This window comes from Aureimonas phyllosphaerae, from assembly GCF_047943035.1.
In the GTDB taxonomy this organism is placed as follows: domain Bacteria; phylum Pseudomonadota; class Alphaproteobacteria; order Rhizobiales; family Rhizobiaceae; genus Aureimonas; species Aureimonas phyllosphaerae.
The window spans coordinates 2,622,428-2,634,730 of record NZ_CP181348.1; the positions used below are offsets into that span (position 1 = coordinate 2,622,428).

At 65.0% G+C, this 12,303-nt stretch carries 14 protein-coding genes; 4 read left to right on the plus strand and 10 right to left on the minus strand.

Going from position 1 to position 12,303, the window contains the following annotated elements; translation table 11 throughout:
- Window positions 1-31 precede the first annotated feature (31 nt).
- Both ACLNGM_RS12370 and ACLNGM_RS12375 read left to right on the plus strand, forming a co-directional pair.
- Window positions 32-724 (plus strand): TetR/AcrR family transcriptional regulator, encoded by a 693-nt coding sequence (locus tag ACLNGM_RS12370; protein ID WP_416358438.1) that lies wholly within the window; start codon window positions 32-34, stop codon window positions 722-724.
- Between the two features lie 57 nt (window positions 725-781).
- Window positions 782-1,741 (plus strand): IS481 family transposase, encoded by a 960-nt coding sequence (locus ACLNGM_RS12375; RefSeq protein ID WP_416355148.1) that lies wholly within the window; start codon window positions 782-784, stop codon window positions 1,739-1,741.
- A 28-nt stretch (window positions 1,742-1,769) separates the two neighbouring features.
- Here the strand turns inward: ACLNGM_RS12375 and ACLNGM_RS12380 are convergent, their stop codons facing one another.
- The 7 genes from ACLNGM_RS12380 to moaA form a co-directional block, all read right to left on the minus strand.
- Window positions 1,770-2,567 (minus strand): ABC transporter permease, encoded by a 798-nt coding sequence (locus ACLNGM_RS12380; protein ID WP_416355149.1) that lies wholly within the window; start codon window positions 2,565-2,567, stop codon window positions 1,770-1,772.
- Complete coding sequence (locus ACLNGM_RS12385; RefSeq protein WP_416355150.1) at window positions 2,564-3,271, minus strand: ABC transporter permease; 708 nt, start codon at window positions 3,269-3,271, stop codon at window positions 2,564-2,566. Before ACLNGM_RS12385 ends, ACLNGM_RS12380 begins: the two co-directional genes overlap by 4 nt.
- A gap of 89 nt (window positions 3,272-3,360) precedes the next feature.
- Window positions 3,361-4,158 carry an ABC transporter substrate-binding protein gene (locus ACLNGM_RS12390; RefSeq protein WP_416355151.1) on the minus strand — a complete coding sequence of 266 codons (798 nt, stop codon included), beginning with the start codon at window positions 4,156-4,158 and terminating at the stop codon, window positions 3,361-3,363.
- Window positions 4,159-4,280: 122 nt separating this feature from the next.
- The gene (gene mobA / locus ACLNGM_RS12395; protein ID WP_090960282.1) at window positions 4,281-4,856 is read right to left on the minus strand and encodes a molybdenum cofactor guanylyltransferase; all 576 of its coding nucleotides are present in this window, start codon (window positions 4,854-4,856) and stop codon (window positions 4,281-4,283) included.
- Between the two features lie 56 nt (window positions 4,857-4,912).
- Complete coding sequence (locus ACLNGM_RS12400; RefSeq protein ID WP_416355152.1) at window positions 4,913-5,818, minus strand: DMT family transporter; 906 nt, start codon at window positions 5,816-5,818, stop codon at window positions 4,913-4,915.
- Between the two features lie 140 nt (window positions 5,819-5,958).
- The gene (locus ACLNGM_RS12405; protein ID WP_090960276.1) at window positions 5,959-6,198 is read right to left on the minus strand and encodes a YMGG-like glycine zipper-containing protein; all 240 of its coding nucleotides are present in this window, start codon (window positions 6,196-6,198) and stop codon (window positions 5,959-5,961) included.
- Window positions 6,199-6,272: 74 nt separating this feature from the next.
- On the minus strand, window positions 6,273-7,310 hold the full coding sequence (moaA, locus tag ACLNGM_RS12410; RefSeq protein ID WP_416355153.1) for a GTP 3',8-cyclase MoaA: 1,038 nt from the start codon (window positions 7,308-7,310) through the stop codon (window positions 6,273-6,275).
- 104 nt (window positions 7,311-7,414) lie between these two features.
- Here moaA and ACLNGM_RS12415 point away from each other — a divergent pair, with 104 nt between their 5' ends.
- Window positions 7,415-7,771: a gamma-butyrobetaine hydroxylase-like domain-containing protein gene (locus ACLNGM_RS12415; RefSeq protein ID WP_090960270.1), complete on the plus strand. Its 357-nt coding sequence runs from the start codon at window positions 7,415-7,417 to the stop codon at window positions 7,769-7,771.
- 7 nt (window positions 7,772-7,778) lie between these two features.
- On the opposite strand, the gene ACLNGM_RS12420 is transcribed toward ACLNGM_RS12415, so the two are convergent.
- The 3 genes from ACLNGM_RS12420 to ACLNGM_RS12430 form a co-directional block, all read right to left on the minus strand.
- Window positions 7,779-8,525, minus strand: a complete 747-nt coding sequence (locus ACLNGM_RS12420; RefSeq protein ID WP_090960268.1) for a proteasome-type protease — start codon at window positions 8,523-8,525, stop codon at window positions 7,779-7,781.
- 136 nt (window positions 8,526-8,661) lie between these two features.
- The gene (locus ACLNGM_RS12425) at window positions 8,662-9,603 is read right to left on the minus strand and encodes an alpha-E domain-containing protein (RefSeq protein ID WP_416355154.1); all 942 of its coding nucleotides are present in this window, start codon (window positions 9,601-9,603) and stop codon (window positions 8,662-8,664) included.
- A 57-nt stretch (window positions 9,604-9,660) separates the two neighbouring features.
- On the minus strand, window positions 9,661-11,055 hold the full coding sequence (locus tag ACLNGM_RS12430; protein ID WP_416358439.1) for a circularly permuted type 2 ATP-grasp protein: 1,395 nt from the start codon (window positions 11,053-11,055) through the stop codon (window positions 9,661-9,663).
- A 205-nt stretch (window positions 11,056-11,260) separates the two neighbouring features.
- On the opposite strand from ACLNGM_RS12430, the gene ACLNGM_RS12435 reads away from it, so the two are divergent.
- Complete coding sequence (locus ACLNGM_RS12435; protein WP_416355155.1) at window positions 11,261-12,217, plus strand: sugar-binding transcriptional regulator; 957 nt, start codon at window positions 11,261-11,263, stop codon at window positions 12,215-12,217.
- Window positions 12,218-12,303: the final 86 nt, after the last annotated feature.

Below are 12,303 nucleotides of genomic sequence, written 5' to 3' on the forward strand. Positions count from 1 at the left end.
GCGTTTCAATTCGAGCGGGAAAGGCACCTTGGTGGACGGGGGAGAAACGACGCATCACAGTGTCGGCGACGGGCCGAACCAGACCGTGGGAGCCGAGCGGCGGCGGGGACGCCCGACCAAGACGGCCGCGGCCGGTCTGTCGCATACGATCCTCGAAATCGCCTTCCGCCAGTTCCTCGAAGCCGGTTACAGTGCGACGAGCATGGACTCGGTCGCAGCCGAGGCCCGCACGTCGAAGCGGACGCTCTACGATCGGTTTCCGTCCAAGCAGCGTCTGTTCGAGGCGGCGCTGCACCACCAGATACTGTTCAACTACGACGCCTTGCGGGTTCTGGAGACACAGACAGGCCCGATCGCGGAGGTCCTTCCCCAGATCGCCGTCTGGCTGCGAACCAACACGTTCGCCCCGCGGACGATCTCGCTCTTTCGGCTTCTCGCTGCCGAAGGGCATCGGCATCCCGAACTGGCGGACTATTCGGAGAGCCGTGTCCTGCGACCGATCATCGTCGCTTTGACGAACGTCTTCGCCCGGGCCCGCGAACGCGGAGAAGTTCGCGACATGCCACCGGAGTTCCTTGCCAACCAGTTCGTCCAGGCGATCTGCGGCGGCGATATCCGTGCCAGCATCTACGGCGTCCCCAAGACGGATGGGGCGGATGCCATCGCGCTCCGCACCCAGTATGCCGTGGAGCTCTTTCTGAGAGGAGCCGCACCAGCCACCTAAGTATTTGATCCCAGGGTTTGATGGTGTGATCCTCTCCATGGAATGGAAGGAGGCCCTATGGGACAGGTTCGTCACGGCAGCGCCACGACCACGCACGCCATCCGAGCAGCAATACAGCGATCGCAAGCTTCGCTCGCGACGCTGAGCCGGGAGCTCGGCATCAATCCGAAGACGGTGGCCAAGTGGCGCAAACGCCAGACCCTGGAGGATATGAAGACCGGGCCGAAGGAGCCGCGATCGACGACACTGAGCGAGGCCGAGGAGGCGATGGTCGTCGCGTTTCGACGACACACGCTGCTGCCGTTGGATGACTGCCTCTACGCGCTACAGCCGACGATCCCACATCTGACCCGGTCAGCGCTGCACCGATGTCTTCAGCGGCATGGCATATCCAGATTGCCGGATGTGGAAGGCGACAAGCCGAAGCGGCAGCAGTTCAAACGTTATCCGACTGGCTTCTTCCACCTTGACATTGCCGAGGTGCAGACCGGCGAAGGCAAGCTCTTCCTGTTCGTGGCCATTGATCGGACAAGCAAATTCGCCGTCACCCAGCTAGTCGACAAGGCGGACAGGAAAACGGCCTGGGAGTTCCTGGAGCGGCTGCTGCAAGCCGTGCCGTATCGGATCCACACCATCCTGACGGACAACGGCATCCAGTTCGCCGAGCAGCCGCGCAACCGTAACACCGCCTGGTCCCGGCAGATACGCTTCGACATGATCTGCGAGGAAAACGGTATCGAGCATCGGCTGACCAAGCCGAACCATCCGTGGACGAACGGTCAGGTCGAGCGGATGAACCGCACGATCAAGGATGCCACTGTCAAACGCTTCCACTACGAGAGCCACGATCAGCTTCGAACGCATCTCGCCGACTTCATGGCGGCCTACAACTTCGGCCGTCGGCTGAAGACGCTCGGCGGTCTCACACCCTACGAATACATCGCCAAAATCTGGACCTCGGAGCCAGACCGGTTCATCGTCAATCCAATCCACCAGATGCCGGGACTGAACACCTAGGCCAAGGGGCCGGAGCGCTTCTCCAGTGTCAGCGCTGGAGGTGCCGCGTCAGCCGCGACTCGGCAAGGTTGGTAAGGCGACGGACGATCTCGACGAGCGCGAGATAGAAGATCGCGGCCCAGACATAGGTCTGGAAATCGAAGCTGCGCGAGAACGCGCGGCGCGTTTCGCCGAACAGATCGAACACGCTGATGATCGCGACGATCGCCGACGCCTTGACCATGAGGATGAACTCGTTCGCATAGGGTCGCAGGGCGACGATCATCGCCTGCGGTGCGATCACGCGTCGGATCGTGACGCTGCGGGGTAGGGCGAGCGCCCGGGCGCCCTCCCACTGTCCTTGCGCCACGCTCTGGATCGCGCCGCGCAGGATTTCAGCTTGGTAGGCGGCCGTGTTGAGAGAGAGCGCGAAGATCGCGCAATACCAGGCGTCTCGGAAGAACCACCAAAGGCCAACCATCTCGAAAGCTGACCGGAACGTGCCGAAGCCGTAGTAGATCAAAAAGACCTGCGCGATCAGCGGCGTGCCGCGGAAGAACGAGACGTATGAGAACGCGGCGCCGCGCGCGAGCCCGTTCCGAGCCATGCGGCCCGCCGCGATCGGCACGGACAGGACTGCCCCGAGCACGTAGGACAGGGTGACGATCGTCAGCGTCGTCCAGAGGCCCCTAAGGTACACCGGACCGTAGGTCGCGATGAGGTCTGGGTTCCAGGCCCGGACGAGATAGACCAGAAGGGCGACGCCGCCGACTGCCCAGAGCCCCAGCGTCAGAAGGCCGGTCACTCCGGGACGAGGGCGGCGGACGGGAGGAGGTGCCAGGCTCATCGCGCCACCTCGCCGCGCTTGGTCCAAAGTTCGAGCCGCCGCAGACCGACGGCCGACACGAGGGTCAGGACGAGATAGAGGACGCAAGCGAATACGAAGAAGAAGAACGGCTCGCGCGTCACCCGCGCCGCGACGCCGGTCTCGCGCATGATGTCCGCAAGGCCGATCACCGACACGAGCGCCGTATCCTTCAGGAGGTTCAGCCAGACGTTGGAGAGGCCGGGAAGGCTGATGCGCAGAAGCTGCGGCAGGATCACCAGCCACAGGATCCGCCGGTGCGGCAGACCGAGCGCCTTGGCGCCCTCCCACTGGCCATCGGGGATGGCGCGGAAGGCCGACAGGAAGACTTCGGACGAGTAGGCCGCGAACACGAGGCCGAGCGCGACCATTCCGGATACGAAGCTCGACAGTGTCCACTGGCCGAGGCCGAGCGCACCGGTGGCCGCATTCAGGAGGTTCTGGCCGCCGTAGTAGACCAGGAAGAGTGTCAGGAGCTCGGGAAGGCCACGAAACAGGGTGGTGTAGATGTCGGCGGAGAGCCGCAGTCCAGGGTCCTCGCCGCGCTTGGCGAGAGCGAGCCCGAGCCCGAGCAGGAGGCCGAAGGGAAGGGTCGCCAGAGCCAGCGATACGGTGACGATCACGCCGCGGGCGATCTCATCACCCCAGCCGGTGTCGCCGTAGGCGAGTAGCGAAAGATAGTCCATCTGCCGATCGCAACCCGCCGACGCTGGAAGACAAGAGCGCCGGGCCCGGCACGATGGCGCGGGTCCGGCGCGAACTCGGACGACCTCGATCAGCCGCCGTAGACGTCGAACTTGAAGTACTTGTCGTTGATCGTCTTGTAAGTGCCGTTCTCGCGGATGGCGACGATGGCGTCGTCGAACATCTTCTTTAGCTTCTCGTCGCCCTTGCGAAGCGCGATGCCGGCTCCCGGCCCGTAGATAGACTCATCGACGGGGAGCGTACCGAGAAGCTTGCAGCAGGCGCCCGCCGGGCTCTCGAGCCACTGCGTCAACACCACCACGTCGTCGCTGACGGCATCCAGGCGACCGTTCTCGATGTCGAGCTTGTACTCCTCCGCAGTCGGATAGACGCGCACGTCGGCATCGGGGAAGAACTTCTGAACGGCCTGCGCGTGGGTCGTCGAACCCTGTGCGCCGATCGCTTTGCCGGCGAGCGAAGCGGCACTCGTGTCGGCAATGTCGGAGTCCTTCGGTACGGCCAGCGCGCCCGGAGAATTGTAGTACTTGTTGGTGAAGAGCACCTGCTGCGAGCGCTCCGGCGTGATCGACATCGAAGCGATGATCGCGTCGAAGCGGTTGTTCTGGAGGGCGGGGATCATGCCGTCCCAGTCTTGCGTCACGAAGGTGCACGTCACCTTCATCTGGTCGCAGAGCGCATTGGCGATGTCGATGTCGAAGCCGAGCAGCTTGCCCGATGCGTCGAGGTAGTTGAACGGAGGATAAGCGCCCTCCGAGCCGATGCGGACTTCGGACCAGGTCTTGTTCGCATCGCTCTCCTGCGCCGCGGCGGGAGCGGCGACGAGGGCGGTCAGCGCGACGGCTGCCAGGAGGTTCTGAATCTTTGTCATGGGCCTTGGGTATCCTGCCGAGCCGAAATAGACCGTGCCTGCCTTCTGAGCATGCTTCTCGAAAGGGCGATGTTGCCGTTTCCGTCAATTTTGGCAACCCGTCCGACAGCAACGGCGGCGCCTCATCCCCGAGAAAGCGCAAATTCCCGCGCCAGGCCAAGGTCGTCTGGGGTGTTGACGTTGAAGAACGGATCGCCGCCCGGCGCCGCGGGAGACGAAGGGAATGGGACTTCCTCGACGTCAAAGCGTTCCATCACGGATCGAAGCGATGGCGCGGCTTGAGCATCGAGGTGCTGGTCGGCGAGAAATTCGAGCGCGACCGCCGGCCACAGGGCGCAGACGGGATGCAAGCGTCCGCTCGACGATGCGACCCGTAACCTCTCGCTGCGCGTTCCCCCGAGAAGGCGGGGCACGAAGTCCTCAGGAAGGAAGGGCGTATCCGATGGCGCACTGAGGAGGCGCGCGTCGCGAGATTGGGTGGCCAAGGCGTGGCGCGCGCCGGTCTGGAGTCCGGCCAGCGGGCCGGCGTAGCCCGGCACATGATCCCGAAGGCAGCCCGCATCGAGACCGGCGTAGAGGTCCGGCCGATCGGTCGCGACCAGAAGCTCGGCGACATGCGGCCGCAGACGGTCGGCCACCCGACCGATCATGCTGCGTTCGCCTATGCAAAGGAGAGGCTTTGGCTGGCCCGGCCCCATCCGCGACGACCGGCCTCCTGCAAAAATCAGGCCGATGACGATCGGTGCGGTCCCACTCACGCGGCGCTGCTGGCGGGTCGTCGGCGCGCCTCCCGATGGAGGGTATAGAGGCCACTGCCGACGACGATCAGCGAGCCCAGCGTCTCGCGCGCCGTCGGGCGCTCGCCGAAGGCCAACATGCCGAGGATGATGGAAAACAGGAGGATCGTGTAGCGGAACGGCGCGACGAAACTCATTTCGCCAAGGCGCACCGCCGCGACGATCAAGGCATAGCCACAGGCCAACGTCATCGAAGCGAACACGAGAATGATCCAGACCGATCCCGACATCGGTCGCCAGCCGACGACGGGCAAAAACGCGAAGCCGGTGAGGGTCACGGCGATCGAGGTCACGAGCGCGATCTGTGGCGACGACAGATTCGGAGGCATCCGACGGGTCGCCAAGTCGCGCATGGCTGCGAAGACGACGGAAGCCAGCACCCACAGCCCGTAGACGTTGAATCCGTCCACTCCCGGCGCGAGGATGACGAGGACGCCCGCGAAGCCGACCGCGATCGCGCTCCAACGACGCCAACCCACGCTTTCGCCGAGGAACAGAAAGGCGCCAAGGGTGATCGTCAGAGGCAGCGCCTGGAAGATCGCGGCAGTGTTGGCGAGCGGCAGATGCCGCAGGGCGTTCAGATAGGTCAGCGTGGTGCAGATGTCGGCGAAGGCGCGAACCAGAACCGCAGGTTCGCGCAGGACTGAAAAGGACAGGGCAGCCTTTCGCCAGTGGGCGAAGAGGAACAGCAGGAGCGACGCCATCACACCGCGCACGGCCATGATCTGGACCGGCTCGATCGATTGCGTGGCGAACTTGGTCAGCATGTCGTTTGTGGCGAAGGTCGCCATCGACAGCGTCATCAGGATGCTCGCCTGCAGGTTGGCGCCGAGCGATGCGAAGCGGACAGAAGCAGAGGACACGGAACGGAACCGGACGAATCGTCAGTCAGGCGTAACGTGTCCGTAGCGGCTTGGCGAGGTGCTCACCACCAAAGACGTCCATTAAAAAATGACCCCGCAACGCATGTTGCGGGGTGATTTCAGACGAGCGTGAAACTCGATCAGTAGCGGGAATATCCGCGGTCGCGGCGACCCATATCGCGGCCGACGAGCGCACCGGTCGTACCGCCGGCCAGACCGCCGATCACAGCGCCGCCCGAGCCACCGATCGCGTTACCGATCACGGCGCCACCCGTACCGCCGATCACCGCACCGCCCACGGTGCGCTCGGTCGTGGTGCAGCCGGCCATGGTCAGGGTCGCAGCGCCGAGCACCAGCGCGGTTTTCCAGGTGGACGTCATGTCTCTCTCCAGTCCTCACAAGGTTCTACTGCGGCGAAAATGCGCAGCGCCCCGTTCGGTTCCGACGAATGAATTCAGCCGCCGGTCACGCTCATGTGCCGCGAGACGCTGGGTCGGCTGGTCGTTCGATCGATCACGAAATCGTGGCCCTTCGGCTTGCGCGCGATCGCGGCGTCGATGGCGCGGTGCAGAGCCTCGTCGCTTTCGCTGGAACGCATCACCGAACGCAGATCGGCCGCGTCCTCCTGCCCGAGGCACATGAAGAGCGTGCCGGTGCAGGTAAGGCGGACGCGGTTGCAGCCTTCGCAGAAGTTGTGGGTCATCGGGGTGATGAAACCGAGCTTGCCGCCGGTTTCCGTGACCGAGACGTAGCGGGCCGGTCCCCCGGTCCGCTCCGGCAGGTCGGAGAGCGTGAACTCCCGCGACAGTCGCTCGCGCACCACGCTCAGCGGCAGGTAGCGGTCGGTACGGTCCTCGTCGATCTCGCCGAGCGGCATGGTTTCGATCAGCGTCAGGTCCATGCCCTGTCCGTGCGACCAGCGCACCATCTCGGACAGTTCGTCCTCATTGGCGCCCTTTAGCGCCACGGCGTTCAGCTTGATGCGGATGCCCGCCGCCTGGGCCGCGCGGATGCCGTCCATGACCGTGGCGAAGTCGCCGCGCCGGGTAATGCGGCGGAAGCGTTCGGGGTCCATCGTATCCAGCGAGACGTTGATGCGGCGGACGCCGCAGTCCGCGAGTTCGTCGGCGAACTTCGCCAGTTGCGACCCGTTGGTGGTGAGCGTCAGCTCCTGCAGCGCGCCGCTCTCAAGGTGACGCGACAGCCGTCGGACCAACTGCATCAGGTTGCGGCGGACGAGCGGCTCGCCGCCCGTCAGGCGAAGGCGCTTGACGCCCCGTTCCACGAAGGCGGACGAGATCCGGTCGAGCTCCTCGAGTGTCAGAAGATCGCGCTTGGGCAGGAACTGCATGTCTTCGGCCATGCAGTAGACGCAGCGGAAATCACAGCGGTCGGTGACCGAGACGCGGAGATAGGTGACATGCCGACCGAAGGGATCGACCAGCCCCGCCTTGGACGGCGCTGCACGTTGGACGGTTGGGATGTCGAGCATGTCGCCGGGCGGAAAACCGCCCCCTTCTCGTTGCCTTGCCTTGTGAATGTGGCTTCGGGGGTGCATGGGGTCAACCCGAACGAGGACGAGAACGGACGCAGACCATGACTGGCGTGACCGCACCCGAACAGTTGGCCGTCTCGCGCGACCGCCGCCTCCTGACGCTTCGTTACGCCGACGGGCGGCGCCATGAACTCACCGCGGAGATGCTGCGCGTCCTCTCGCCCTCCGCCGAAGTGCAGGGGCATTCGCCGGAGCAGCGGGTCACGGTCGCCGGCAAGAGCGAGGTCGCGATCAGCGACATCCGTCCGATCGGCCACTATGCGGTGCGCATCGTCTTCGACGACGGGCACGACTCCGGGCTCTTCACCTGGTCCTATCTCGACCGGCTCGGCACCGAGAAGGATGCGCTCTGGCAGGCGCACCTCGCCGACCTCGCGGCGAAGGGGCTTCTTCGTTAGGCTGCGTTCAAGCGTCGCGACGTGTCGGCACGAACGGCGGCAGGCTCTCGAAGGCCGACTTCAGGGCATCGGACCAGCCGTCCGAAATCGTCCGGTAGTAGGGATCGCGGTCGTCGAACCGCTGCCGAAAACCGGCCTGCAGGCTGTCGGTCTCGTAGACCTGCACATCGATCGGCAGCCCGACCGAGAGGTTCGACTTGATGGTCGAATCGAACGACACGAGGAGGAGCTTCACCGCGTCCTCCAGCGGCATGTCGGGATCGTAGGTCCGCACCAGGATCGGCCGGCCGTACTTGTGCTCGCCGATCTGGAAGAACGGGTTGTCCGGGCCGGCCTCGATGAAGTTGCCTTCCGGATAGATCATGAACAGGCGCGGCTGGCCGCCCGCGATCTGCCCGCCCAGAATGAAGCTGCCGGAGAAACGGCCGCTCGCCTCCTGTCCGCTGTCGGAGGTGTAGGAGATGACCTCGCGCAAGGTCTCGCCGATCAGCTTGGCCGTCTGGAACATGGAAGGCTGACTGAGAAGGGCCGACTTGCGCTGAGCGGGCGCAAGGCCGCGCTCCTCCAGAAGCGAGATCGTCGATTGCGTCGTCGCCAGGTTTCCCGCGCTCAGCAGGGTCAGGAACCGCTCGCCCGGCACGTTCCAGGACCGGAGCTTGGTCACGACGGAAATGTTGTCGATGCCCGCGTTGGTGCGCGTGTCGGACATGAAGACGAGGCCACGCTTCAGGAGAAGCCCGACGCAATAGGTCACGTTGCAGTCTCCGCTTTCACGCCGCGTCCGGCGTTCTCCAACCATCGGACAAGCGGTATCCCCGGCGTCAGTCGCGCGGGCAAGTGGGCTCCGACGAACATATTCCGGGTGCGGCTTTCGGGCCGCACGGGACGCCTCAGGAGTAGAAGCTGTAGGAGCGTGCGATCTCGTTGGAGAGGCGATTGTTCTCGACGATCAGCGTCTCCAGGAACTCGTGCAGTCCCCCGTCGATGATCTCCTTCACCGACCGGTCCTCCAGCCGCGCGGCAATCGCGCGGGCCGTGGCGTGGCAGTCGTGCTCGACACCGTAGGCGCGCGCGAGGAAGTCCAGGCTGTCGTTGATGCAGCGGTAGGAATAGGCGAGCGAGCGCGGCATGCGCTTGTTCAGAAGGAGGAAGTCGATGATGTCCATCGCCCGGAAGTCGGCGTCGTATTCCCAGGCATAGGAGCGCAGCGCCGAGACCGAACGGAGGATCGAGCCCCACTGGTAGTTGTCGAGCGACGAGCCGATCGAGGAGTGCTCCGGCAGGAGCACCCAGTATTTCACGTCGAGGATGCGCGCGGTGTTGTCAGCCCGCTCGACGAAGGTGCCGAGGTTGCAGAAGTCGAAGATCGTGTTGCGCAGCATCGTGCCGTAGAACGTGCCGCGGATCAGCGCCGTGCGCGCCTTCACGAAATCGAGGAGGGCGGGCAGGTCCTCGACGGGGCGGGACAGGCGCTGGCGCAGCATCATCCAGCTTTCGTTCAGCGCCTCCCACGTCTCGCGCGTCAGGGCGGTGCGGACCATGCGACCGTTGGTGCGCGCCACGCCGATCGAGGACAGGACGCTCGACGGATTGTCGAGGTCGCGCAGCATATAGTCGATGATGTGCTCGGGATCGTATTCTGGATACTTGGCAAGGTAGCCGCTTTCGACGCCCGCCGACACCAGGACGGACTGCCACTCGTCGGGCTCCGCCGACAGGTTGGTGAGCGACAAGCGCAGGCCGGCATCGAGAAGGCGCGCCATGTTCTCGGCGCGCTCGATGTAGCGCTGCATCCAGAAAAGGCCGTTGGCGGTACGTCCGAGGAGAGGCATGGGCGGTCGACGATCCTTGGTGAGCAGTTCGATGGGGGAGGCGGGGCGTCGTTTCCGTCAGTCCTCCAGAACCCAGGTATCCTTTGTGCCCCCGCCCTGGCTCGAATTGACCACCAGCGAGCCCTCGGTGAGGGCGACGCGCGTGAGCCCGCCCGGGATGATCTTCACGGTGTCCGACACCAGCACGAAGGGTCGCAGGTCGACATGGCGCGGCGCCAGCCCCTTTTCGGTCAGGATTGGCACCGTCGACAGGGCGAGCGTCGGCTGGGCGATGTAGTTGCCGGGCCGCTCGCGCAGCTTTGCGGCGAATGCCTCGCGTTCGGCTTTCGAGGCGGCCGGGCCGACCAGCATCCCGTAGCCGCCGGAACCGTGCACCTCCTTCACCACCAGTTCGGCAAGGTGCTCGAGCACGTAGGCGAGGCTGTCCGCTTCGGCGCAGCGCCAAGTCGGGACGTTCTCGAGGATTGCCTTTCGGCCGGTGTAGAACTCCACGATCGCCGGCATGTAGGAGTAGATCGCCTTGTCGTCGGAGATGCCGGTGCCGGGCGCGTTGGCGATGGTGATTCCGCCGTTCTTGTAGACCTCCATGATGCCGGGGACGCCGAGAAGCGAGTCCGGCTTGAAGGAGAGGGGATCGAGATAGGCGTCGTCGACCCGGCGGTAGAGGACGTCGATCGGCAGGTAGCCCTCGGTCGTGCGCATCGCGATACGCCCGTCGATGAGCTTGAGGTCCGATCCTTCGACGAGTTCCACGCCCATCTGGTCGGCGAGGAAGGCATGCTCGTAATAGGCGGAGTTGTGGATGCCGGGCGTCAGGATCGCGACTCGCGGAACGCCGGTCGTCGCGGACGGGGCCGTCGCCTGGAGTGAGCGGCGAAGGTGCCGCGGATAGGTCTCGACCGGCCGCACGCGGTTCTGCGCGAAAAGCTCGGGAAACATCTGCATCATCGTTTCCCGGTTCTCGATCATGTAGGACACGCCGGACGGGGTCCGCGCATTGTCCTCCAGGACGTAGAACTGGTTCTCGGCCGTGCGCACGATGTCGACGCCGATGATGTGCGTGTAGACCCCGCCGGGCGGCCGGAAGCCGACCATCTGCGGGATGAAGGCTTCGTTGCCCTCGATCAGGCGCTCGGGCACGATGCCGGCCTTCACGATCTCCTGATTGTGGTAGATGTCGTCGAGGAAGGCGTTGAGGCCGCGAACGCGCTGCTCGATGCCTTCGGCGAGGACCGACCATTCCGAGCCCGAGATGATGCGCGGCACGAGATCGAACGGGATCAGCCGTTCGGCGGCCTCCTCCTTTCCGTAGACGTTGAAAGTGATGCCGGTGCGACGAAAAAAGCTTTCGGCCTCGCCGGCCTTGGCGGCAAGCGTCGCCGGCACCTGCTTCTCGTACCAGGATTGGAAACGGCGATAGGGAGCACGTACGCCGTCGCTTCCGTTCAGCATCTCGTCGAATCCAGCCACGCCCCGTCTCCTCGCTGCTGTGCAGCATCAGAATGCGCGAAATGCGCGAGATTCCAAGATGCCAGAGGCCGTCGATGCGATATTCTGCCCATGAACGCGGCCGGGCGATGGGATGCGGGACCTGCATCTCCGGCGACGGAGGACGGTCGGCGTAGCGCCCGGCATCATGACGAGGGAGCAGGCGGGGATGAGCAAGGCGACGGAGGAGGCTTCGGCCCGTCTCGACGACGCGGCGCGCGCCGGCTGGCTCTACTACATCGCGGGCAACACGCAGGAGGAGATCGCCGTCAAGCTCGGCATTTCGCGGCAGGGCGCCCAGCGCCTCGTGTCGCTGTCGGTGTCGGCCGGGCTCGTCAAGGTTCGCATCGACCATCCCATCGCCGCCTGCCTTGAACTCGGCGCCCGACTGGTGGAGCGCTTCGGCCTGCGCTCCGCCGAAGTGGTGCCGTCGGACCCCGAATCGCCCTCGACGACCCTTGGCATCGCGGAAGCCTGCGCGGCCCGGCTGGAGCGCACGCTCCTGCGCCCCGATCCGCTGGTGATCGGCGTCGGAACCGGGCGGACGCTCCGCGCGGCTGTGGAAAGCCTGCCGCGGATGAAGTGTCCGCAACATCGACTGGTCTCGCTTACGGGCAACATCGCGCCGGATGGCTCGGCCGCGATCTACAACGTGATCTTCTCGCTCGCCGACAAGATCGATGCAGCCCACTACCCGATGCCACTGCCGGTGGTCGCGACCTCGCCGCAGGAGCGCGCGCTTCTACATCAGCAGAAGGTCGTCCAGGCATCGCTGCAACTGGCCCGCCAGGCCGATATCGCCTTCGTCGGCATCGGCGAGGTCGGCCCGCAGGCGCAGCTCCTGATGGACCGCTTCATCTCCGAATCGGAGCGGGACGAACTCGTGGCGACCGGCGGCATCGGTGAGGTCGTCGGCTGGGTCTACGATGCCGACGGACGGATTCTCGACTGCGCCTTCAACAAGCGCGTGGTCAGCCCGCCGTTCCCTCTTGCCGCCGGAACCGAAGTGATCGGCGTCGCGATGGGTGCGTCGAAACGCGACAGTATCCTCGCGGCCCTGAAAGGGGGTCTGATCGGCGGGCTCATCACCGACGAGATCACTGCATCCGCCCTGGTCGGGAATTGAAGGCGGCGCGGGGGAGGGCGCCGGGCGGGAAAGTCCGTGGGATACGCTGCATTGCAGCGTGTGAATCATTTGACACCTGCGCATAC

What these genes read in the sequence shown, in the direction of transcription:
- ACLNGM_RS12435 (WP_416355155.1), top strand. Translation starts at nt 11,261, where the DNA reads ATGAGCAAGGCGACGGAGGAGGCTTCGGCCCGTCTCGACGACGCGGCG.
- moaA (WP_416355153.1), bottom strand. Translation starts at nt 7,310, where the DNA reads ATGCTCGACATCCCAACCGTCCAACGTGCAGCGCCGTCCAAGGCGGGG.
- ACLNGM_RS12390 (WP_416355151.1), bottom strand. Translation starts at nt 4,158, where the DNA reads ATGACAAAGATTCAGAACCTCCTGGCAGCCGTCGCGCTGACCGCCCTC.
- ACLNGM_RS12430 (WP_416358439.1), bottom strand. Translation starts at nt 11,055, where the DNA reads ATGCTGAACGGAAGCGACGGCGTACGTGCTCCCTATCGCCGTTTCCAA.
- ACLNGM_RS12385 (WP_416355150.1), bottom strand. Translation starts at nt 3,271, where the DNA reads ATGGACTATCTTTCGCTACTCGCCTACGGCGACACCGGCTGGGGTGAT.
- ACLNGM_RS12415 (WP_090960270.1), top strand. Translation starts at nt 7,415, where the DNA reads ATGACTGGCGTGACCGCACCCGAACAGTTGGCCGTCTCGCGCGACCGC.
- mobA (WP_090960282.1), bottom strand. Translation starts at nt 4,856, where the DNA reads ATGGGGCCGGGCCAGCCAAAGCCTCTCCTTTGCATAGGCGAACGCAGC.
- ACLNGM_RS12405 (WP_090960276.1), bottom strand. Translation starts at nt 6,198, where the DNA reads ATGACGTCCACCTGGAAAACCGCGCTGGTGCTCGGCGCTGCGACCCTG.
- ACLNGM_RS12375 (WP_416355148.1), top strand. Translation starts at nt 782, where the DNA reads ATGGGACAGGTTCGTCACGGCAGCGCCACGACCACGCACGCCATCCGA.
- ACLNGM_RS12425 (WP_416355154.1), bottom strand. Translation starts at nt 9,603, where the DNA reads ATGCCTCTCCTCGGACGTACCGCCAACGGCCTTTTCTGGATGCAGCGC.
- ACLNGM_RS12380 (WP_416355149.1), bottom strand. Translation starts at nt 2,567, where the DNA reads ATGAGCCTGGCACCTCCTCCCGTCCGCCGCCCTCGTCCCGGAGTGACC.